Source organism: Elusimicrobiota bacterium, assembly GCA_016788905.1.
Classification (GTDB): Bacteria; Elusimicrobiota; Elusimicrobia; order FEN-1173; family FEN-1173; genus JADKHR01.
In genome coordinates, this window is the sequence record JAEURZ010000001.1 from 1 (window position 1) to 21,585 (window position 21,585).

Here is a 21,585-nt window from a genome sequence, read left to right on the forward strand (position 1 = left end):
TCGACCAACGCTCCGCTCACCTCCGGCAGTGTCCTCTTCGCCAACGGGGCCGCCTCGGCTGGCCAAGACAACAGCAAATTATTTTGGGACAACACCAACCAAAGAGTGGGCATCGGGACAGGGACACCGCTGTCTCCGATGCACATCGTCGGAGGGGATTCAAACTCAATCCTTCGAATAGAAAACGGGGGAAGTTCTCAAAAGGTTGGGCTTGTTTTAAAAATTAATGGGCATGATAGAGTTTCTTTGTGGGAAAGCAACGCCTATCTCGACGGGTTAATGATTGGAAAACCCGATGCTACCATTGTGACGGCATATTTTAACGTTTCATCCGGAAATGTAGGGATTGGGGGAATAGCTGCAATGACCAACCCAACTTTGTTCGCCAGTGTGAGTGGGAACGTCGGCATTGGGACAACCAATCCCGGATCCGTCTTGCCTGTAGGATGGAACTCGAATTCCAGTTCTCGGATTATTGATGTTTATTCTCAAGGGGCGACTTACGATGCCGGGATCTCATTTGTTCGAAACGACAGCGTTAATGTGCGTGGCAGTTTATGGTTGGATGGAAGTGCGGGAGATATCTATCTGGACAACAACTGGAATTCCGATGCAGGAGACATTCGATTTCGAACAAAGACCGGTGGAACACCGATCGATGCGTTAACTGTTATCGGGAGTGGCAATGTGGGCATCGGGACGACATCTCCAACCTCGGTTTTGCATTTAAAGGCTGGCACAGCGACGGCGAATACCGCGCCATTAAAGTTTACATCGGGAACGAATCTGACGACGCCGGAGGTGGGGGCCGTGGAATTTGATGGGACGAACCTCTATTTTTCGACCAACACCACCAACCGACAGACCTTTGCGTTTCAGGGCAGTGCGGGGACCTTGTCGGGACTCACCTCCGGCAGTGTCCTCTTCGCCAATGGGGCCGCCTCCGCTGGCCAGGACAACAGCAATCTCTTTTGGAACAACTCAAATAAAAGGCTGGGGATTGGAACGGCGAGTCCACAGGTGACCTTTCAGAGTAGTGGGTCTGGCGCGGTAACTTCTCCGACTCTTGGGGTTGCCAGCGGGGGATTATATCTGACAAATACGAACCCAAGTTATGGTCTGCTTGGAGGGGTTTCCTCCGCTGGGAGTGCTTGGTTGCAGGTCCAAAGAACAGATGCCTCAGCGATTTCTTATAGTTTGAACCTTCAGCCCAGCGGAGGGAACGTCGGCATTGGGACGACTTCACCGCTAACGAAACTTCATGTAGAGGGCAATATAGTTCAGACCGACAGTATTCGCGGATCAAGGTTGGTAAGCGATGCGGGGACAACGGGGAACCGTTCGTATTTGACATTAGACTCTGATTCAACGAATGGGATCGGGGCTGGGAGTGACTATCTCTTATTGGCAAGAGATGGGACTTTGGGCATTATGAACAGCGCAGGTGTTTCGGGAACTCTGGATTTTCAAACAGCAAATGTTTCACGCGTGTTCCTCAACGCCACCGGATCCGTCGGCATCGGGACAACGTCCCCCATGTCAACCTTGGACGTAAACGGATTCGCCAAGTTGAAACTGAATGGATCCGCCCCCGCCACCTGCGACGCCCCACATCAGGGCTCCCTGGCCCTGACCAGCAGCGCCGGTTTGTGCGTGTGCAACACGGCAAACAATTGGGTCATCGTCAATGACGGCGGGGCGTGTGCGTGGTGAATCCAGCTTCCTGATATCGTCAATGTCAATCCGGGTTTCCCGGGAGCCTCGAGGGAACTAGGGCCTTTACGTCACATAATTCAAATAATTCTCCGGATGGATGATCTTGAAGAGGGATTGTGGATAGGCAAGTTTCCATTCTTTCGGTGCGCCCCTTTTTGACTTGAGGGACCATTTCGCTTCATGGGCGTAAATTGTTCCATCCTGTTCTTCAATAAAATCGATTTCCTGCTGGGAATAGGTTCGCCAGAAGTAGGTCGGCCCATGAATGGCATGGTACGATTTTTTCTTAAGCCTCTCCGCGAACACAAAGTTTTCCCACAACCCGCCAACGTCCGAGCGATCCGAAAGGGATTGAAATTGAGAAATGACTGCGTTTCGAATCCCGTTGTCCAGGAAATAGTACTTTTGTTTTTTTGTGACCTCCGATCGTAAGTTCCGGCTAAATCCCCCCACCGATTTGAGCACGAAAGCCTTTTCAAGAATATCCAAGTAACGCCCCACTGTCTTTACGTCCAATTTGACCTGAGACGCGATTTCGTTTAACGATACCTCCTGCCCCACTTGAAACGCCACCAATTTCAACAGGTCAAGAAGGACGCGCGCTCCTCGGATTCGTTCCAACATTAAGACATCCTTCAAAAGATACGAGTCAACAATTTCGTCCAAAACCTCTTTTTTCGCGTGTTTGGTTTTGGCCATCAGAACGTCGGGATAAGAACCATAGATTAAAAAATCTTCCAGCTGTTCCCCAAGTTCATGCTTATTTTTCAGGGCAAGGAGTTCCAGTTGAGCAATGGGGTAAAGGGTCAGTTGGTGTTTCCTTCCCGTTAAAGGTTCTCCCACAGCCTGCGCGAGGTCGAACGATGAAGACCCTGTCACGACAATCGTTAACTGAGGACGGTGATCCTTTAATATTTTAAGCGCCTCCCCGATACGGGGAATTCGTTGGGCCTCATCGATGGCGAGAAGGTCATAGCCTTCCACGTAGGAGAAAAGAGACTCAAAATCCCGTGATTCAAATAGAATCTGGGTGCGCATATTGTCCCCAGAATCCAGTTTGCAACGAAGGGGGCTTTGTTCGAGAAACTTTTTTAAAATGGTGGTCTTCCCAGAACGGCGGGGCCCATAAATAACCAAAACCCGCCGGGGTCGAATAAATTTGTTGAGATCGTCGTAATACCGAGGGATCATATAATTATAGTAATGCAAATCCTTGTTTTTGTCAATATACAAGGAATTGTATTCCATGAATTTAAAATAATTAACCCCCAATAACTTCAGATTCCTGTCAACACACACCCCTTGAATTATTGACGTTCCCGCTGTATAAGGAAGAGGCCGTCCCTGGGAGGACGGCCGATCGCGGAGAGTCTCGTTAGGCCTCCGAAATAATCGATGGACTGAAAAGTAATTCCTTCTCCTCTTGGAAGAAGGTGCCCCGGAGGGGCGGATGAGGGATAACCAGACACATCGCGGGGCCAGTGGATTCGGCTCCGAAATTTCGCGTTAAGGCGGACTTCTCGGGTGACAAAACGGTGGGTGTTTTCTCTCTCAATATTTCTTCTCGGCGCCGTTGCGCAAGCCGATTTCAACTTCATGGTTCAGGGGCGCCTTTCTGACAACAGCGGTAATCCCATTGGGACACCGACCGCGGTGGAATGGCAGTTGTTCCGGGATGGCGACCCCGCCACCACGGGCGGGACTCCGGTTTATATCGAAACCGGCCTCATATCCCCCATCAATCCCCAGGGTGTATTTTCCTATGAGCTGGGATCCGGCACCCCCGTGGGTTCCCCCTTGGATGCCTCCGCCTATACGGGAAGTAACCCCCTCTACGCCCTTTTGAGCGTGGCGGGCACTCCGCTCCTCCCCAAACTGCGCGTGACCCCGGTACCGCGGTCCCATGTGGCCACCCTGGCGGAATCCGTTCAAGCGGGCGGAGTGGACACGGCGGCGTTGCAAGACGGATCGGTGACGGGTGTCAAAATAGCCACAAGTTCCATTTCAGGAAGTCACGTGAGCAACACCGCCCAATTGAACGTGGACCGGATTGGGTTGGGTGGCGCCCCGGCCACGAGCCTTGACCTCAGCGCCAAGACCGACGCGGTAAGGCTCCCCACCGGGACGAGCGCCGAACGGCCAGGCACCCCTGCCAACGGGGACACACGATACAACAACACCCTGAACGCCGTGGAAAGTTATGTGAACGGGAGTTGGCAAACCTTATCCACCGATGCGGGCACCGGCACCGCCGGGACCTACACCAAGGTCACCACAGACGCCAATGGCCGGGTCACTGCAGGCGATACTCTCGCGGCCGGGGACATCCCCAACCTGGACGCCGCGAAAATCACCAGCGGTGTTCTGGACGCCGCGCGTATTCCCGCGGGCACCGACAGCGGCAAACTCCCCCTCACCGGCGGCACCATGAGCGGGTCCATTGACTTGGGCGGTAACAACGTCACCAATGCCGGCACCGTCGCCGCCTCCACCGTCACCGTGGGAGGAAACAATGTCATTTCGACCAACGCTCCGCTCACCTCCGGCAGTGTCCTCTTCGCCAACGGGGCCGCCTCGGCTGGCCAAGACAACAGCAACCTCTTTTGGGATAACACGAATAAAAGATTAGGGGTCGGGACGAGTAATCCAGGGCAGCCATTAACGATTTCAGCCTATGATAATTCAGCTGGAAATTATCAGTCAAGAAAAGCAGTCTTGCGGACAGTAAATACAAGTAATAGTACAGCGAATTCACGTTTTTCAGGGATTCAATTCGCTTTTCGGGATACTGATGCTCAAGTTGTTGCCGCTGTTGGCGCTGTGCTTACTGACACAGTGAGTGACTGGTCGGGTGATTTGGTTTTTGCTACGAAGGCAAATGGATTTGTTGAATCACTCACAGAATATATGAGACTTGCGTCTGGAGGGAATCTCGGTATTGGGATCACCGCTCCCACGGCGAAGTTACATTTGCGTTCTGGTACTTCAGCGGCGAACACGGCGCCGTTAAAGTTTACGGCGGGGACGAATTTGACGACGCCGGAGGCGGGGGCTGTGGAGTTTGATGGGACGAACCTGTATTTCTCAACCAATACCACCAACCGCCAAACTTTTGCATTTCAGGGCAGTGCGGGGACCTTGTCGGGACTCACCTCCGGCAGTGTCCTCTTCGCCAACGGCGCGGCGTCCGCGGGGCAGGATAACGGGAATCTCTTCTGGGACAACACTAACAAAAGGTTGGGAATCGGGACGGGGGCTCCATTATTCAAGGTTCAAATTCTTGAAAACAGTGCAACTTCTCAGCCGTCTGGGGCGTTTACCGGTGGTCTTGAAAACAAGACTTTAATGATTCAAGGAAGTGGCGGAGCGTATATCGCTGGAAAAGACACCACAAATAATATCGAATTTGCGATGGGCGTATCCGTTACGGGCGCGGCGTTTGCTGGCTCGATGACATCCCATAATTTCCAATTGCGAACGGGCAATGTTCCCAGGTTAACAATTCAGGATTCTAACGGAAACATTGGCATTGGGGTGACATCACCAACATCGTTGCTTCATTTGAAGGGAGGGACGGCGACGGCGAACACGGCGCCGTTGAAGTTTACGGCGGGGACGAATTTGACAACGCCGGAGGCCGGGGCCGTGGAGTTTGATGGCACGAACCTCTATTTTTCGACGAGCACGACCAACCGCCAAACTTTTGCGTTTCAGGGCAGTGCGGGGACCTTGTCGGGACTCACCTCCGGCAGTGTCCTCTTCGCTAATAGCGCCTCCTCAGCCGGCCAAGACAACAGCAACTTCTTTTGGGACAACACCAACAAAAGGTTGGGAATTGGAACGACGGGACCAACAGGAAAGCTGGACGTTAATCAGACGGTCGCGGGATCGGTGGCGGTTCAGGGGCAAAACGCGGGGACAGTGTTTTGGAAAGTGGTGAGTCCGGCGGGGGGGATTACGGGGGGGTATAACGCGGCGGACGCGGTGGAATATGTGGCGAAGGATTCAGTGACGGGGAGGTCGATTAATGCGGCGGGGACGATTAACGCGAACGGGGCCGATTTTGCGGAATGGGTGGACTGGGAAGGGCCAAAGCCCGAGGTCGGATCGATTGTTTTTTATAAGGGTGTCCATGTTGTGATCTCGTCGACCCGGACGGCCGCATTTGTTGGGAACGATGTTAAAGACCCCGCGCACGCGATGCTTGTGGCCTTTGCGGGGCAATTGCCCGTTTTGGTTAAAGGAAACGTCCAGGAAGGGGATTTAATTGTGGCCAACCCCGATGGAACAGGGCGGGCGGTGTCCCGCGACTTAGCGACCATGGCCGAGATTCAAACGGCCGTGGGGACTGCTTGGGCATCGTCAAATGATTCCGGGATAAAACGGGTCAATGTGGCGGTGGGGCTCGGGCTCGCAGGGGGAAGGTGGGTTGATAATAAAATTAAGAGACTCGAAGGTGAAAATGCCGGGTTGAAGGCTGAAAACAAAAGCATTACACAACGGTTAGAACAAATCGAAAAATTGCTCTCCCAAATAAAGAAGTAGCACGCCGGTCTTGGCGTTTCCACACAGAGTTTGATTTTCGTTCAATCGCCTGTGGGAGAAAAATCGTTTTCAGAGGGCTGAGAGGTTCAGAATTAGTAAATTATTTGACAGCGAACCTTTCAGGCAAAAAAGATGGAGCTTCCGGGTTTCCCGGGGGTCTCGAGGGAGCGTTGGACGACTTTCATTCCCAGGCAAGGGGGCTCCACCCACCCCCGGGCCCATCGCAGAGCGATGTGCGCCTGGGGCACCAGAGGCGCTGATTCGCCAGGTGCTTCGCATCAGCGGCACTGCTGCCCCAGGTGGCGCGAGGTCTGCGAGCGACCAGGCCCTCAGAATCCTACGGGTCGGATCGAATAAGGTCACCCCCGCTAACGGCACACAATCGTGTTCGAAACGCCTCAATGGATGATCGAAAGTCGAAACCAATAAATTCTCAAAAAAAGACCCACTCCAAACCCTGAAGCCCCAAAGCTTTGTTCGCTGTAGGGAAGGTCAATTTCAATTCTTTTTGGACCACCGGCAGCGAGACAAGGCAGCGCTTTTTCATGAGGTCAAAGACGGCCAAGGCCGATTCCGCGGCCCGCCCAATCCCTTTGATTTCAGAACGATGTTGTTCAAACATTCGGGTCAGCTTTACCACCGTATCTTAGGCATGGTTTGAAACCTTTTCAACTCCTTCCAAATAGAAATCCAGCCACCTTTCCCAACCGCCGTTGGTCCGGACCCCTTGAAGCGTCTCGTAATACTAGCCCGGAATCCCCAGTTGAGCGCGAGGACCGGTCAGGCTCAGAGAGCCTGGCACCTGAGGCGGCAGAGCCGCTGATGCGAGACGAAAAAAGCGGGCTTTTTTACGAACAAAAAAGTGCAGGTCGTAGGCCGCTCCCACGCGGCACTTCCTCTAACGCGGTCGCGGGGACTACGGACAAACTTTTTTGGGAAGGAAAAAGGCCCGATTTTTTTATCGAATCCCGTGATTCAACTGGGGATTTCGGGTTAAAATTAGTGGGTTCAGACACAAAGGAGAGGCCTCCCGCACAGGGAAACGCGCTTACCGAATTTCGGCGTCTCGGTTCTTTTCTTAATCCTGAAGACCTTTAACGGCAATGTCCTTGCGGTAGTGGGCGCCTTCGAAGGTGATTTTTTGGACCGCGGCGTAGGCGTTCTCGCGGGCTATGGCTAGGGTATCTCCAAGGCCCGTGACCGCCAGCACGCGGCCTCCCGCCGTTTTATAGGGTTCAGACCCCATGCGTTCCGTCCCTGAATGAAAAACGATCACGTTTTTATTTTTGGCCACGACATCGAGCCCTTCAATCGCTTTTCCTTTTTCATAATCACCGGGATAGCCCCCCGAAGCCATGACCACAGTCACGGCAGTCCCTTTTCGAAGACGAAGAGTGGCGTCCTTGAGTCTCGCCTCCGCCGCGGCTAAAAAAAGTTTGGCCCAGTCCGAACTGACCAGGGGCAGAAGAACCTGGGTTTCCGGGTCCCCGAAACGCACGTTAAATTCCAATACTTTGGGCCCCGCGGGGGTCATCATGATCCCCACATAAATGACACCCCTATAATCGAGATTTTCCCGCCGAAGCCCATCCCGAAACCTTCCTAAAATTTCCTTCTCGATCCGGTCCCACAGTTCTTTGGAAACCTGGGGAACAGGGCCGTAAGCCCCCATTCCACCCGTATTCGGCCCCTCGTCCCCATCAAAAACACGTTTATGATCTTGGGTGGTGGGTAAGGGGAGAAGCGTCTCCCCATCCGTCAACACCATAACGCTGAGCTCTTCGCCTTCCAGAACTTCCTCAAGGACCACATGTTCACCGGCCGGGCCGAAGGCCCGATTGACCATCATTCGTTCCATCGCGGCTTGAACTTCCTCGCGGGAGTGACAGACCACAACACCCTTTCCCGCGGCCAAACCATCGGCCTTTACGACCCGGTAGGATTCTGGCCACCGGTCCGACTGAACAAAACCCAAAGCCTCCGCCGGTGTGGTAAACGATCGAAACCCCGCGGTGGGGATCCCATGGCGGGCCATAAACTCTTTGGCAAATGTTTTACTGCCTTCCAATTGGGCAGCGGCGCGGCCCGGCCCAAAAACCGGATGACCGGCGGCGCGCAACTCATCCGCCAACCCCGCCACGAGAGGGACCTCCGGACCAATCACCGTCAACCCCACCGCTTTCAATTGGATAAAATTAATCAGCGCGGGGACATCCCCTGGACTCACGTCCACACATTCGGCCAACCCCGCAATTCCCGCGTTCCCCGGCGCGCAATACACGTGCCGCACCGTCGGACTCCGATGCAACGCCCACACCAACGCGTGTTCCCGCCCCCCCGAACCGATGACCAGAACGTTCATAGCCCTCTCCTTCCATCAGTCACCGGGATGGGGTATTTCGTGGTGAAACAAGCCGTGCAAAAATCTTTCGGCTCTTTTCCCGCTGCCCGGAGCATTCCTTCCAGACTTAAATATTGAAGAGTGTCCGTCTTTAAATAGCGACGAATTCCCTCCACGGAAAGACGTGTGCCCACCAATTCCCGGGCCTCTGGCGTGTCAATCCCGTAAAAACAAGGCCCCATAATCGGTGGAGAACTGATCCGCATATGGATTTCCTTCGCGCCGGCACGTTTCAACATGCGGATGAGCTTGCGGCTCGTGGTCCCTCTCACGATGGAATCGTCCACCAACACAACCCGCTTTCCTTTCAGCGCCTCCGACACAGCCGCGTATTTCATGCGGGCGCCAAAATCACGAATAGATTGTTTGGGTTCAATGAAGGTGCGTCCCTTGTAATGACTGCGAATCAGCCCCATCTCGAGACGCAACCCCGATTCTTCCGCGTAACCCATGGCCGCCACTGAGGCGGAGTCCGGTACCGCCACCACAATGTCGGCGTCGGCCGGGGCCTCCCGCGCCAATTGACGCCCCAGCTCACGTCGGACCTCGTACACACTTTTTCCAAAGATATGGCTATCCGGTCGAGCAAAGTAGACGTATTCAAACACACAATGGGCTTGGGCCGGGCTGGGCATTTGGGCGGCGGTACGCACCCCCCGATGGTCGATGGCGACGATTTCCCCCGGTTTCACTTCCCGGATGAGTTTCGCGTTCACGATATCAAAGGCACAGGTTTCGGACGCAAGGACATGGGACCCGTTCAGTCGACCGACATGCAACGGGCGAACACCCCAGGGATCCCGAACAGCGTAAAGCGTCTTGGGCGTCAGAAGGACAATGGAATAAGCTCCCGTCACCTGACCAAAGGCCTCCATCATAGCCTGCACCAGGTCCCGGGCCGGCGATTTGGCGATCAGATGGAGAACGACTTCCGTATCCGAAGACGTTTGAAAAATGGACCCTTCCGCTTCCAGCTTTTTACGAAGGGCGCGAGCGTTGGTGAGGTTGCCATTATGTCCGATGGCCAGAGGTCCCCGGGAGGTCCTCACCACAATGGGCTGAACGTTCAGGAGCGATGAGGCCCCCGCCGTGGCGTATCGAACATGACCGATGGCGTTACGCCCCTTCAATTTGTCCAGGGCGCTTTGTGGAAACACATCCGCCACCAGACCCATGGAGACATGGGGAAACAACCTTTTCCCATCCGAACTCACAATACCCGCCGATTCCTGCCCCCGATGCTGAAGTTGCTGAAGCCCCAGATACGTCAACCGCGCGGCTTCCTTATTGTTGAAAATCCCAAAGACACCACAAGCTTCGTGCAAAGCCTCGGGAAGTCTTTCATTCGTGTCACTGATCCTATTCCTGTTGTTCATCGGGGGAACTCACTTTAATCAATCAAAACAGAATGATCGGGAGAAAAGAACCGGGCTTCAATTTTTTTCCACCGAGACGCCTCAAAATCTTTGCCGTAAAACGCCTTGAAAACGAGATATCGAATTTCATCCTGACTCCCGTGCGGATTTCTTGCCCGGAACCCACTTTCCATTAGTTCCCGAGCCGTATCATACATGGAGGACCCCATGCGCGCTCGCTCAGACGGAGTCAAGCGTTGGACCATTTCTCTCTGGAGATTTTCAATTTCGGGGTCCGTGTCTTTCATGCGGTGGCTTTCTTAAAGATGTCACTGAGACTTAAGGTTACAATCCATTGCTCAAGGTATGTTTGATCCAAATGGGGAACACCCAATAACAAATTTCGGATATCCCGCAATTGCAATTCCGATAAACTGTCTTTGGCCCAAATTAATTTAGAGAGAATCAAATCTTCTGGGGAAACGATCCATAGTTTTTCACTCCCTATGTCGATGGACCGCCGACGAGAGAATTCCGTTTTCCGATAATCAGCGTCTTTACGGATAATAAAATCGATCTTCAGCATGGAGCGGTTGTGAATCAGGTTAAACAAACTTTTTTGACGTACCGCCGCATGAATCATTTCGCCATCGCAATAAAACTCCCGCTCAAATTCCTGGGCAAAGGGCAGAACGTGAGAAGCATCCAATTCGATGACAAGGTCAATGTCCCGTGTCATTCGAGGCACCGTATAAATATTGGCCGCAAAAGACCCCGTCAACATGTAGGGAATTCCAAGATCCTCCAACCGCCGGGCCACATCTTTTAATACCTCAAGTTCCTCAGACATTAATTAACTTGCCGTGCAAAACGGACCGCGTTTTTGAAGAGCTGAAGCCCCACACCTTCTTTGGGAGGCTTCAAACGGGGCCATTGGGCGTTTTGAAAAGGGAAAGCATTCCGTTCGGGGTGAGGCATGAGACCCAAAATATTTCCAGCCCGATTGGTGAGGCCCGCCACATCCCCCAGGGATCCGTTGGGGTTTTCAGGGTAAGCGGGTTTCCGACCTTGGGCATTCACGTAGCGAAAAATGACCTGCCCTTTTTTTTCCAATTCTTTAAAGACCGCGGAATCCCGAGGAACAAATTTCCCTTCGCCGTGAGCCACCGGAAGGGGAAACACCTCCGGCAACCCTTTCGCCCAGAAACTTTTTTTAGCGGATGTTTTCAAATTCACCCACCGGCACTCGAAACGGCCCGAATCGTTATCCGTAAGCGTGACCGAAGGACGGCCATCCCACACCCCCTCGGTTCCTGGAAGAAGTCCCGCCTTCACCAACACCTGAAACCCATTGCAGATGCCTAGGATGGGACGGCCCAGATGAAGAAACCCATCCAGCTGTTCCCGCAACCGAAACGCCAGCCGATTGGCCAAGACTTTTCCCGAAGCGATATCGTCACCGAACGAAAAACCTCCGGGGAAAACTAAAATTCCGTAATCGCGAAGATGGGCCTCCCCCCGCAAAAGACTGTTCACGTGAACGCGTTCCGGAACGGCCCCGGCCGCTTCCAACGCCCAGGCGGTTTCCACGTCACAGTTCGCCCCCGGCGCGCGAAGGATGAGCGCTTTTACAGTCATGGTTATCGCCCTCCCCGCCAAGCCGATTCCAGATCTTGCACCATCCAGTTCGCGGTTTTTCCATCCATCCCCACCAGTTGAAGTTTATTTTTCTCTTGGACCTGCCCGATAAGAGAAACCGAACATCCGGCCATCTCGGCCAGGAAAGATTTACGATTTTTCTCAGACACTTCCACCACAAACCGTCCATTGGACTCCGAGAAAAGGACTTTGTCGGTCCGCCCTTCCGCTTCCAGAGATTTGTCCATGGGAACCAGGCGGGCGTCCACCCGGGCGCCGAGACCGCCCCCAAAAGCCATTTCAGCCAGCGCCACACCCAGTCCCCCCTCCGAACAATCATGGCAAGCCGCCACTCGCCCGGACTGAATGGAGCGTGCCAATTTTTCATACAAAGGCCAGGTCTCCTGGGGATCCAGTCGCGGGACAGACCCCCCGGAACTCTCCAGGTGGATCCCGTAACGGGAGCCGCCCAATTCGTCCCGGGTCACTCCCACCGCAAAAACCAAGTTCCCGGATTTTTTGAAATCCATGGTCACGAGTGTTGACACGTCATCCACCAAACTGAGCGCGGAAATCAGTAGCGTCGTTGGAATCGAACGACGGGTCCCGCCCACAACGAACTCGTTAAAGAGGCTATCTTTCCCTGAAATAAATGGGGTTCCATAGGCCAGAGCAATATCGTGACAAGCCTGGGCGGTTCGTACCAATTCGCCCAATAGTTCGGGCCGCCAGGGATTCCCACCGCAGAAATTGTCCAAGATCGCGATGCGGTCTGTTCGCGCCCCAACCGCCACCAGATTCCTTACCGCCTCGTCAAGGACGGACGCTGACATCCAGTAAGGGTCCCACCGGCTGAAATGGGGGTTAACCCCGCAGGAGAGAGCGGCCCCGCGGCGGTCCTGAGGATGGAGTTGAAGAACAGCGGCATCGGAAGGCCCCACGCCCCGAGGCCCCACAAACGGTTTCCCCACCGTCCGCCCCTGAACTTCGTGATCGTATTGCCGTACCACCCATTCTTTGGACGCCACCGTGGGCTGAGCCAGGAGAGCCAACAAACTGGATTCCAATGACGCTTTTTTCTTTTTGGAAGGAGGCGGGAATTTCTTAACGAGGGGAGACACCCAACGGGACTCCATGGACCGTTTCGGAACGCCGTCGTGGAGAAACGCCATGGCCATGTCGACCAAAACGTCCTCGCCATGTTTCACGATCAACCGCCCATCACTTGAAAAAGTTCCAATGGCCGAACAGTCCACGTCTTCATCAGAAAAGAGTTTTTTTAATTTTTCCACATTTTCCGGGGGAACCGCCAAAACCATCCGTTCCTGGGATTCCGAAAGCCATATTTCCCAAGGGGCGATTCCGTCGTATTTGAGCGGAACACGTTCCAGGTTTACTTCCGCCCCGGTCTTTTCGCCCATCTCGCCGACAGCAGACGAAAGACCGCCCGCCCCGCAATCCGTTATCCCTCGATAGAGGCCCCGGTCTCGAGCTTCCAAAAGGACATCCATCATCTTTTTCTGGACGATGGGGTTTCCAATCTGAACCACGCTGGAGGGAATGCCCGTGGTCAATGTGTCGGAGGAAAACGTTGCCCCATGAATTCCGTCACGCCCCACGCGGCCCCCAGTCATTACAATTTTGTCGCCGGGTTGAACGTCTTTGGGGATCGTGGACTGGGGCATCAGGCCCAGGGTCCCGCAGAAGACCAAGGGGTTCTCCTTAAAATCTTCGTCAAACACCACCGCTCCGTTCACGGTGGGGATCCCCATCCGGTTTCCGTAATCCCGAACACCCGACACCACCCCGTGAACAATCCGCCGGGTGGACAAACCAGACCCTGTTTTTTTCTCCGCCCCTTCATCCAGTGGACCAAAACAAAAAACATCGGAATTGGCGATCGGCTTAGCGCCGAGTCCAGCACCCAACACGTCCCGGATCACACCCCCCAACCCCGTCCCCGCCCCGCCGTAAGGTTCTAAAGCCGACGGATGGTTATGGGTTTCCACCTTGAACGCCAGCGCCTGGGGTTTCCCCCCTTCGCTCATGTTGGCGTCCACAATCCCGGCGTTATCTTTAAAAACCGACAAACACCAAGGCTTCTTCAACTCCTCGGTCACTTTGACAATGGTTTCTTTCAAAAGATCTTTGTACTGCCGTTCCCGCGTCTCCCCGTTTTCCTCCGTTTCCACATGATGAATCGCGGCGCGGAAGGTTTTGTGTTTGCAGTGTTCGGACCAGGTTTGGGCGAGGGTTTCCAGTTCAGGATCCGAAGGGCTTCGCCCGAGGGTGCGAAAATAGGTTTGAATCGCGGCCATTTCCTCCGCGTTCAACGACAGCCCCCGATCTTTGCTCAGACCCACCAGCTCCTGCGAATCCAACGAAAGGAAATCGACCGACGCGGCGATGGCGGTCATAAAACCTCCACGCTCTGAACCAATGGGTTCATGAGATGTTCTTCACAAAATCGTTTTACACGGGGGGACGTGACCTCACCCAAGAAATCGAACACCTGTCCGGATCGAACACGTTCCAAGCCTTCCACCCCCAAATCCTTGGCCCCAAGACGGACGGTATCCGCCACAGGATCCGAAACCCCTTTTTTTAACCAAATCTCCGCCAACCGGCCGCCCTTCGGCCGCGCCACGTGATCCGCCGGAAACAACGCGGCGTCCTGGGTCACGGGGTCCGAGAGCAAACGGTCCGCCAAGCGACGAGCGTCCGATTCCCCGATGCTCCCCAACAGTTCGTAGGCTTGGCCCACACGAACGTTTTTAAGGCCTTTCAAACCCGCCAACCGCCCTTCTTTTTTAACACCTTCCCCGTGGTGATCCACGAAGGAGGGTTTCAGATGGACCAAAATGCGCCAGTTCATTTCTTCCTCCGAGGGGTTAGTCCCGACCGTTCACTCAAAGCGATTCCCTGTAAGACGTTCATAAGCTGTCACATATTTTTCCCGTGTCCGCTGAACAACGTCCTCGGGAAGGGAAGGGACCGGCGGTTTTTTGTCCCATTTGATTTCAGTCAAATAGTCCCGCACAAACTGCTTGTCGAAGGAATCTTGGGATCGGCCCGGCTGATAGGTGGCCTTGTCCCAAAAGCGGGACGAGTCCGGGGTGAGGGCCTCATCGATCCAAATCATTTCCCCTTCCCATTCGCCGAATTCAAATTTGGTGTCCGCCAGAAGAAACCCCCGGGATTCCGCGTAAAGAGAAGCCGCCTGAAAGAGTCGAAGGGTGAGATCTCGAAGACGTTCGGCCCGGGGGCGCCCCACGAGGTCCGCCATCCGTTCAAAAGAAATGTTTTCATCGTGCTCACCGTCCGGGGCCTTCGTCGCCGGAGTGAAAATGGGTTCCGGAAGTTGAGAGGATTCAACCAGACCAGCGGGAAGCCTCACCCCGCACACCGATTGGTTTTCCTGGTATTCTTTCCATCCCGACCCCGCCAAATATCCCCGGGCCACACATTCCACGTCCACCCGTTGGGCTTTCTTCACCACCACCGCGCGTCCGTCCAGATCGCGACAGGCCCCGCGGATGGCCTCGGGAAAATCCGCTACCCGCGTGAACAGCACATGGTGGGAACAAATGGTTTTTAATTTCTCAAACCAGAAATTGGAGGTTTGGCACAAAATTTTTCCTTTATCCGGCACGGGTGACGGCAAAACGAAATCGTAAGCCGAAATCCGGTCCGTGGCCACGATCAAGAGGTTTTCTCCTAGATCATAGACGTCCCGAACCTTCCCCTTGGCCCAAACCTTAAAGGGCAATGCCGTTTCAGAAAGAGCCACGCTTATTCCCATTCGATGGTCGCGGGGGGTTTGGAAGAAATATCATAAACGACCCGGTTAATGCCCCTGACCTCGTTAATAATTCGGGTTGAGATTTTGGCCAACACGTCGGCGGGCAGACGCGACCAATCCGCCGTCATGGCATCGACGGAATTGACCGCGCGAACCGCCACAGCATTCTCGTAGGTGCGCTCGTCTCCCATCACCCCCACACTGTTGACGGGAAGGAAAACAGTGAACGCCTGCCACAGTTTATCGTATAGACCCGCCGCGCGAATTTCTTCTTCCACAATCAAATCGGATTCTCGCGCCATGCGGAGTTTCTCTTCCGTAATGTCTCCCAACACCCGTACGGCCAGACCGGGGCCCGGGAAAGGCTGACGAAAAATAATCTCATCGGGCAACCCCAACTCCTTTCCCAAGACACGAACCTCATCTTTAAACAGGAACCGAAGGGGTTCCACCAAGGTCATGTGCATTTTGGCCGGGAGCCCCCCTACGTTGTGGTGGGTTTTGATCACAGCGGAAGGGCCCTTAACGGAAACGCTCTCGATCACGTCAGGGTAAAGAGTCCCCTGGGCCAAAAACTTGACCCCTTTGAATTTCTTAGCGTATTCTTGAAACACTTCGATAAATTCATGGCCAATAATTTTTCGCTTGCGTTCCGGTTCGGTCACGCCTTTCAGCTTCTTTAAAAACCGTTTTCGTGCATCCACGATGTGGGTCACATACCCTTGATCTTTACCAAAAACGGCGCGGACCCTTTCTTCCTCTCCCGCGCGAAGGAGCCCGTTGTTGACGAAAACACAGATCAATTGTTTGCCCAAAGCTTTGTGAAGGAGCGCCGCGGCCACGGAAGAATCCACCCCTCCGGAGAGGCCCAAGATCACTTTTTCTTTTCCCACTTGCTTCCGCACCAGTTTCGTTTGCTCTTCGGCGAAAGAGGCCATGCTCCAATCCGCTTTTAAGCCGCAGACGCGGAAAAGAAAGTTCGCAAGAAGGTCTTTCCCCCGCGGGGTGTGGTGAACTTCGGGATGGAACTGAACCGCGTAGAAATTTTTCGCCCGATGGTGGATGGCGGCGTAGGGCGCGTTGGTTGTTTTCGCCACAATCGAAAACCCGCTGGGCAGTTTCTCCGCATGGTCCCCATGACTCATCCACACCGGGAGCGTTTTTCCCAATGACCGAAACAGGGGGTTATCAGCGACCACCCGGATATCGGCGGGGCCATACTCCCGCCGAGGAGCTCGGGTCACCTGGCCGCCAAAATGGGTCACCAACACTTGAAGACCGTAGCAGATTCCCAGGAGCGGCACTCCCAAATCGAAAAGAGCGGGGTCAGGTTTCGGTGCGTTCTTGGAATACACGCTTGAAGGCCCACCCGAAAGAATGATCCCCGCGGGGTTCAATGCCCGAATTTTCTGCGCCGGGAAATTGAACGGATGGATTTCGCAAAAGACATGGGCTTCCCGCACCCGACGAGCAATCAACTGTGTATACTGCGATCCAAAATCAAGGATGAGAATCACGGGAAGACTCCTTCTTTTTATGAAACAGGACAATACGATTGGTGTTGGTTCCTTTACCGTTGTTACGGACACCCCAAATGTTTGATGTTTTCGTGAACGTTTGCTCGTTGATCAAGAGACCCGCGAACTGAAACCCCGCCGCCAGCCCAAGAGGGACCACCGCATCTTCCAGTTTGAGCCGGCCCCCCAAAACTTCGCCCACTTCAAAAGCCACCCACCCGCCCCCACGCACCACGCGGTGCAGTTCTTGAAAAACGTCTCCCATGACCTGGGCCCATTCGTCCAACCGCCGCGGCACGGTGAGCCGTTTCGCCATCTCGTCGATGGAGATCCCGTTAAACCAAAACCGCAACCAATTGTCCTGGGCGTATTGGACCACATCCAAAAAAGGCGGAGAGGTCACCACCAACTGAACCGATTCCGCCGCCAATCCCGGGGTCCGGCGCGCGTCTTCACTAAAAAATTGTCCCGTGGTTCCCGCGGAATGGAGACGCGTGATGTCACCCGAAGAAAGGTCACCCATCAAAGACCGTGATTTTTTGAGAATGATTTTAACAACATCCCGGGGTTCCGGTTTTTGGTTCAGTCGAGCGTTAATCTTGATTTGACTTTGGGGTGAAGCCGCCTGGTTGGGCGGAAGAGAATAGACGGAAAAGAACCCTTTCGAATGTCCCGTGAGTCGGTTCGTGGCCACCATGCGAATCCAGTGATCCAAATCGTCCGCTTGCCCTGCGCCTTCCCGTTCTTCCAGATAACACTTCAGCCCCACAAGCTGAGACTCCGTTTGGGGGTGGTAAAACATCGAGAGGTCCCGGTCGGCCGAACGCTCTGTGGCCAAATCGATAGACCGTAACCGTTCCTCCACCGCCTCAATCTCCGGTACAAAAAAACGCGGTCGTGCCAAAACAACCCCAAGAGGGTTCACATCATTTAGAATGACCCGGCGCCCCAAAAGCGCCGCTTCTATCCCCGTGGTTCCCCGACCGGAAAAGGGGTCGTAAATCCCGTCGCCCGGAGCGCTCAATCGCTCGATAAAAAAACGAGGCAACTGCGGTTTAAAACACGCCCGATAGGAAACTTCGTGCAACGAACAGGCCTGCCGTTGTTTCACCGTCCAAAAAGAGGCGGTCCCTCGCTTTCCCCGGACACCAGCGATGTCCACATCCTCCCACATAACGGTGGAAAAATTCTCCCCTAAAAACTCGTTCAAGGGAACGGGAACGCCGAAAGCGCCCGGAGACGCTTCAACCAAAGGGATGGACATCGTCGAGTTAGGGGAGGTGCCGTTCCGCTGGGGCGGAGGTCTGCCGAACATAAATCGGCAATGCCCCTTCCTGCCGCCCATCCACAGCCAAATCCACGGAATAGCGGCCGAATTTATCAAACCGCAATTGTTGGAAGTTTAGGATCAGGTTCGCTACCGAGGATTCGTCCCCTTCCAGAGGGCGAATCTCAACCGTTGTTTCAAAGGGTGGCACGCTGGGGCGGCCGTCCTCATCCACCACGGCCACCTTCACTCGATGGGCGCCCACTTCAATACGCTTGAACCGAATACGAATGGCCACCGCACAGGAAGGATGAACCAAGGGCAGCTCGGGCACCCCAATGACATCGAACGCCCCCAACACATTCAATTTCCCACCGCCCTCCGTTGCCGCGTCACATAAAGCGAATATTTCTATTTTCATAGGACCCCTTCTCTCCCTATTTCTTTCCCATCCCGACCTTTTGGGCCTGCTGGAAAAGTTTTCCCTCATGTTTAATTTCGGGGGCAATAATAATTTCCGTCAATTGAAACTCCTTCATGTTGCTCGCCCCCACGGCCCCCATGCAGGTGCGGATCGCGCCCACAAAGTTCTGCGTTCCATCGTCCAAAGACGCCGGTCCGAAAAGGATCTGCTTCAGACTTCCCACGGTCCCCACACGAACGCGGGTCCCTCGGGGAAGATTGTGGTGCGGGGTAGCCATGCCCCAGTGAAACCCGCGACCGGGGGACTCCTCGGCTCGGGCAAACACCGATCCCACCATCACCGCGTCAGCGCCGGAAGCGAACGCCTTGCACACGTCCCCGCCCGTGGTCATCCCCCCATCTGTAATAATGGAGACATAACGGCCCGTTTTCTTGAAGTAGAAATCCCGTGCAGCGGCACAGTCCACGGTCGCCGTCACTTGGGGAACCCCCAGCCCTAAAACCCCGCGACTGGTACACGCGGCCCCGGGCCCCACCCCCACCAAGAGAGCGGCGGCCCCGGTTTCCATCAGTTCGAGAGCCGCGCTGTGGGTCACCACGTTCCCAATAATGACAGGAATTTTCATTCGCTCACAGAATTTCGCCAAATCCACCACAGGCCCTTTCGACGACTTAAACCGGGCGGTGGTCACGGTTCCCTGAACCACAAACAGATCGGCCCCCGCGTCCGCGGCCGCTTTCCCCACCCGTTCCGCGTTCTGGGGAATGGAAGATACCGCGCACAACACACCTTCCGCCTTTATTTCCTTTACCCGTTGCGCCACCAGTTTGTCTTTAATGGGCTCTTTATAAATTTCCTGGACCAGTTTCGTGGCGGCTTCGGGCGTGGCTTCGGCGATTTTTTTGAACAACGGTTTGGGGTTCTCGTATCGGGTCTGGACCCCGTCCAAATTCAAGACCCCTAATCCCCCCAACCGTCCCATGGCAATGGCAAATTCCACATCCACCACCCCGTCCATCGCACTGGCCAAAATGGGGACCTGCAATTTCACCGAACCGATTTGGGTGGACACATCGGTGTCCTCCGGGTTCACCGTCACGGTGCCCGGAACCAGAGCCACTTCATCAAACCCATAGGCCCGTCGGGCCTCACGATCACGACCAATAAAGAACCCCATAAATAAGTCTCCTTTTTCTTTCGTCCGAGAAATCCAGTGTTGAGGGGAGCGAAGTGAACCGCTATTTTACCACAACGACAGAACACCGACCACCAAACCCATCACTTTCAAACCCACCGGCGGCCTCATCGGCAATCCAATGGGTGTTGTTCAGAAGGAACTTATACCGATAACGACCGGGTTTTAAGTCGAGAGAGATCTCCCAGTCTTTCCCGGTTTCCTGCCGCACCAATCCGTGCGCACGGTTGGACCAATTGTTAAAATCACCGACCACGGACACCTGAGTCACCGGCTCAGTGGTCTCGGTAAAACGGAACGGAACAGGTCGGAAAAGACTGACCTTGTTCCCCCCGAATTCTTTGGCTCGATAAAGCAATTCGTCCGCGGCCGCGATTAAATCCTCTTTGGAGCTAGCGTCCACGGGGAACTGGGCCAATCCTAAACTGATGGTCACGCCCACCGTCTGGCAGTTCTCCTCAATTTGACGACAAATTTTTTCGGCAACGATTTCGGCTTCCGCCTTGGTGGCTTTCGGCAGGAGAAGAGCCATTTCGTCTCCTCCATAACGGGCCACCATGTCCGAGGCGCGCACGCACCCCCGAATGAGCCGGGCAATTTCTTGAAGGAGCAGGTCCCCGGCTTGATGCCCGTGTTCGTCGTTAAAGGGTTTGAAGTTGTCCAGATCCGCCATCAGAAGCGACACCGGGGCCTTCACATGGGAAGCGGCTTCAAGCACCTTCGTGGTGTGGTCCATAAAATAGCGCCGATTGTAGAGTCCCGTGAGGGCGTCCGTTCGAGACAAGCGAACCGTCCGCCGGAAATCGTGGGAATTAATGATGCGGGGCGCGATCAAAAGTTTCCGAACATTCAACAGATAATCGAACGCCGACACCCGGATTCCCACATTTCGTCCCAACCGCTCGCTCATAAGGAATTTGTGGTCCAGAATTTCCTTCCACAACGCCTGAGCCTGACCTTCCGCGTATCGCTCGGAAGTCAAATAGAACAGGACTTCACTAAAAAAACTTTCTTTTCTTTCTTCTCGCAAAGACGCCACGAAATCGCGCGTGATCTCCGTGGGGATCACATCGCCCCCCAGCGCGTCGACGATCTTGTGCCCCTTGTCTTCCAAGTCGGCAATGTCTGGGAGCACCGCCGGATGTTTATCCATGAGTTCCAGGGGCGTCATAGTTTTCCAAACGTAATGGCCGTCTGCCCTTGATATTTCCCCTTGCGGTCCGCGTAGGACACTTCACACACTTCGTCGGATTCCAGGAACAACACCTGGGCAATCCCTTCGTTGGCATACACCCGGGCACGAAACGGCGATGTGTTGGAAATTTCCATGGTCACAAACCCTTCCCATTCCGGCTCAAAGGGCGTCACATTCACCACCAGGCCACAACGGGCGTATGTGCTTTTCCCGAAAGTGATGGTCACGACGTTCCGTGGGATACGAAAATATTCCAAGGATTGGGCCAAGACAACCCCGTGCGGTGGGATTTCCACAAACGAGTCGGTCTGAACATCCACAAACGCCTCGGGTGTGGCCCGCTTTGGGTCCATCACACTGCCACTCCCTACTTGGGCCACCTTGAAGCGATTGCCCACACGCATGTCGTAACCGTAACTGGAGAGACCGTAGGAAATCACCCCTTCGCGCTTTTGGGCTTCCACAAACGGTTCGATCATTCGGTGCTCCAACGCCATCGCCCGGATCCAACGGTCCGATTTTACAGACAT

Annotated in this window: 18 protein-coding genes; 2 read left to right on the top strand and 16 right to left on the bottom strand. The window is 54.5% G+C overall.

Annotation, left to right across the window (positions count from 1 at the left end):
• Window positions 1-1,713, top strand: a 1,713-nt coding sequence (locus JNK54_00005; GenBank protein ID MBL8022650.1) for a hypothetical protein, incomplete at its 5' end; no start/stop codon positions are given.
• Between the two features lie 66 nt (window positions 1,714-1,779).
• On the opposite strand, the gene JNK54_00010 is transcribed toward JNK54_00005, so the two are convergent.
• Window positions 1,780-2,907, bottom strand: a complete 1,128-nt coding sequence (locus tag JNK54_00010) for an ATP-binding protein (protein MBL8022651.1) — start codon at window positions 2,905-2,907, stop codon at window positions 1,780-1,782.
• Window positions 2,908-3,240: 333 nt separating this feature from the next.
• Between JNK54_00010 and JNK54_00015 the strand changes: the two genes are divergently transcribed.
• Complete coding sequence (locus tag JNK54_00015) at window positions 3,241-6,261, top strand: hypothetical protein (GenBank protein MBL8022652.1); 3,021 nt, start codon at window positions 3,241-3,243, stop codon at window positions 6,259-6,261.
• A 433-nt stretch (window positions 6,262-6,694) separates the two neighbouring features.
• Here JNK54_00015 and JNK54_00020 read toward each other — a convergent pair whose 3' ends face one another.
• The 15 genes from JNK54_00020 to JNK54_00090 form a co-directional block, all read right to left on the bottom strand.
• The gene (locus tag JNK54_00020; GenBank protein ID MBL8022653.1) at window positions 6,695-6,883 is read right to left on the bottom strand and encodes a hypothetical protein; all 189 of its coding nucleotides are present in this window, start codon (window positions 6,881-6,883) and stop codon (window positions 6,695-6,697) included.
• Window positions 6,884-7,339: 456 nt separating this feature from the next.
• The gene (purD, locus tag JNK54_00025) at window positions 7,340-8,623 is read right to left on the bottom strand and encodes a phosphoribosylamine--glycine ligase (protein MBL8022654.1); all 1,284 of its coding nucleotides are present in this window, start codon (window positions 8,621-8,623) and stop codon (window positions 7,340-7,342) included.
• Window positions 8,620-10,038: an amidophosphoribosyltransferase gene (locus JNK54_00030; protein MBL8022655.1), complete on the bottom strand. Its 1,419-nt coding sequence runs from the start codon at window positions 10,036-10,038 to the stop codon at window positions 8,620-8,622. Before JNK54_00030 ends, purD begins: the two co-directional genes overlap by 4 nt.
• Before the next feature lie 14 nt (window positions 10,039-10,052).
• On the bottom strand, window positions 10,053-10,325 hold the full coding sequence (locus tag JNK54_00035; GenBank protein MBL8022656.1) for a hypothetical protein: 273 nt from the start codon (window positions 10,323-10,325) through the stop codon (window positions 10,053-10,055).
• Window positions 10,322-10,867, bottom strand: coding sequence for a hypothetical protein (locus JNK54_00040; protein MBL8022657.1), 546 nt, complete (start codon window positions 10,865-10,867; stop codon window positions 10,322-10,324). Before JNK54_00040 ends, JNK54_00035 begins: the two co-directional genes overlap by 4 nt.
• Complete coding sequence (gene purQ, locus JNK54_00045; GenBank protein MBL8022658.1) at window positions 10,867-11,655, bottom strand: phosphoribosylformylglycinamidine synthase I; 789 nt, start codon at window positions 11,653-11,655, stop codon at window positions 10,867-10,869. Before purQ ends, JNK54_00040 begins: the two co-directional genes overlap by 1 nt.
• A 2-nt stretch (window positions 11,656-11,657) precedes the next feature.
• Window positions 11,658-14,072: a phosphoribosylformylglycinamidine synthase subunit PurL gene (gene purL / locus JNK54_00050; GenBank protein ID MBL8022659.1), complete on the bottom strand. Its 2,415-nt coding sequence runs from the start codon at window positions 14,070-14,072 to the stop codon at window positions 11,658-11,660.
• Window positions 14,069-14,530 (bottom strand): phosphoribosylformylglycinamidine synthase subunit PurS, encoded by a 462-nt coding sequence (locus JNK54_00055; GenBank protein MBL8022660.1) that lies wholly within the window; start codon window positions 14,528-14,530, stop codon window positions 14,069-14,071. The genes purL and JNK54_00055 overlap by 4 nt, the downstream gene beginning before the upstream one ends.
• Window positions 14,531-14,560: 30 nt before the next feature.
• Window positions 14,561-15,457, bottom strand: a complete 897-nt coding sequence (locus tag JNK54_00060; protein ID MBL8022661.1) for a phosphoribosylaminoimidazolesuccinocarboxamide synthase — start codon at window positions 15,455-15,457, stop codon at window positions 14,561-14,563.
• Complete coding sequence (gene guaA / locus JNK54_00065; GenBank protein MBL8022662.1) at window positions 15,448-16,995, bottom strand: glutamine-hydrolyzing GMP synthase; 1,548 nt, start codon at window positions 16,993-16,995, stop codon at window positions 15,448-15,450. Before guaA ends, JNK54_00060 begins: the two co-directional genes overlap by 10 nt.
• Complete coding sequence (locus tag JNK54_00070; GenBank protein MBL8022663.1) at window positions 16,958-18,238, bottom strand: site-specific DNA-methyltransferase; 1,281 nt, start codon at window positions 18,236-18,238, stop codon at window positions 16,958-16,960. Before JNK54_00070 ends, guaA begins: the two co-directional genes overlap by 38 nt.
• 7 nt (window positions 18,239-18,245) lie before the next feature.
• Entirely contained in the window at window positions 18,246-18,662 is a 417-nt protein-coding gene (locus tag JNK54_00075) for a hypothetical protein (GenBank protein ID MBL8022664.1), read from the bottom strand.
• A 16-nt stretch (window positions 18,663-18,678) separates the two neighbouring features.
• Window positions 18,679-19,842, bottom strand: a complete 1,164-nt coding sequence (locus tag JNK54_00080; protein MBL8022665.1) for a GuaB3 family IMP dehydrogenase-related protein — start codon at window positions 19,840-19,842, stop codon at window positions 18,679-18,681.
• 61 nt (window positions 19,843-19,903) lie between these two features.
• Entirely contained in the window at window positions 19,904-21,031 is a 1,128-nt protein-coding gene (locus JNK54_00085) for a diguanylate cyclase (protein ID MBL8022666.1), read from the bottom strand.
• Window positions 21,028-21,585, bottom strand: a complete 558-nt coding sequence (locus tag JNK54_00090; protein ID MBL8022667.1) for a dCTP deaminase — start codon at window positions 21,583-21,585, stop codon at window positions 21,028-21,030. Before JNK54_00090 ends, JNK54_00085 begins: the two co-directional genes overlap by 4 nt.

What these genes read in the sequence shown, in the direction of transcription:
- JNK54_00010 (MBL8022651.1), bottom strand. Translation starts at nt 2,907, where the DNA reads ATGATCCCTCGGTATTACGACGATCTCAACAAATTTATTCGACCCCGG.
- JNK54_00020 (MBL8022653.1), bottom strand. Translation starts at nt 6,883, where the DNA reads ATGTTTGAACAACATCGTTCTGAAATCAAAGGGATTGGGCGGGCCGCG.
- purD (MBL8022654.1), bottom strand. Translation starts at nt 8,623, where the DNA reads ATGAACGTTCTGGTCATCGGTTCGGGGGGGCGGGAACACGCGTTGGTG.
- JNK54_00030 (MBL8022655.1), bottom strand. Translation starts at nt 10,038, where the DNA reads ATGAACAACAGGAATAGGATCAGTGACACGAATGAAAGACTTCCCGAG.
- JNK54_00035 (MBL8022656.1), bottom strand. Translation starts at nt 10,325, where the DNA reads ATGAAAGACACGGACCCCGAAATTGAAAATCTCCAGAGAGAAATGGTC.
- JNK54_00040 (MBL8022657.1), bottom strand. Translation starts at nt 10,867, where the DNA reads ATGTCTGAGGAACTTGAGGTATTAAAAGATGTGGCCCGGCGGTTGGAG.
- purQ (MBL8022658.1), bottom strand. Translation starts at nt 11,655, where the DNA reads ATGACTGTAAAAGCGCTCATCCTTCGCGCGCCGGGGGCGAACTGTGAC.
- purL (MBL8022659.1), bottom strand. Translation starts at nt 14,072, where the DNA reads ATGACCGCCATCGCCGCGTCGGTCGATTTCCTTTCGTTGGATTCGCAG.
- JNK54_00055 (MBL8022660.1), bottom strand. Translation starts at nt 14,530, where the DNA reads ATGAACTGGCGCATTTTGGTCCATCTGAAACCCTCCTTCGTGGATCAC.
- JNK54_00060 (MBL8022661.1), bottom strand. Translation starts at nt 15,457, where the DNA reads ATGGGAATAAGCGTGGCTCTTTCTGAAACGGCATTGCCCTTTAAGGTT.
- JNK54_00070 (MBL8022663.1), bottom strand. Translation starts at nt 18,238, where the DNA reads ATGTCCATCCCTTTGGTTGAAGCGTCTCCGGGCGCTTTCGGCGTTCCC.
- JNK54_00075 (MBL8022664.1), bottom strand. Translation starts at nt 18,662, where the DNA reads ATGAAAATAGAAATATTCGCTTTATGTGACGCGGCAACGGAGGGCGGT.
- JNK54_00080 (MBL8022665.1), bottom strand. Translation starts at nt 19,842, where the DNA reads ATGGGGTTCTTTATTGGTCGTGATCGTGAGGCCCGACGGGCCTATGGG.
- JNK54_00085 (MBL8022666.1), bottom strand. Translation starts at nt 21,031, where the DNA reads ATGACGCCCCTGGAACTCATGGATAAACATCCGGCGGTGCTCCCAGAC.
- JNK54_00090 (MBL8022667.1), bottom strand. Translation starts at nt 21,585, where the DNA reads ATGTCTGTAAAATCGGACCGTTGGATCCGGGCGATGGCGTTGGAGCAC.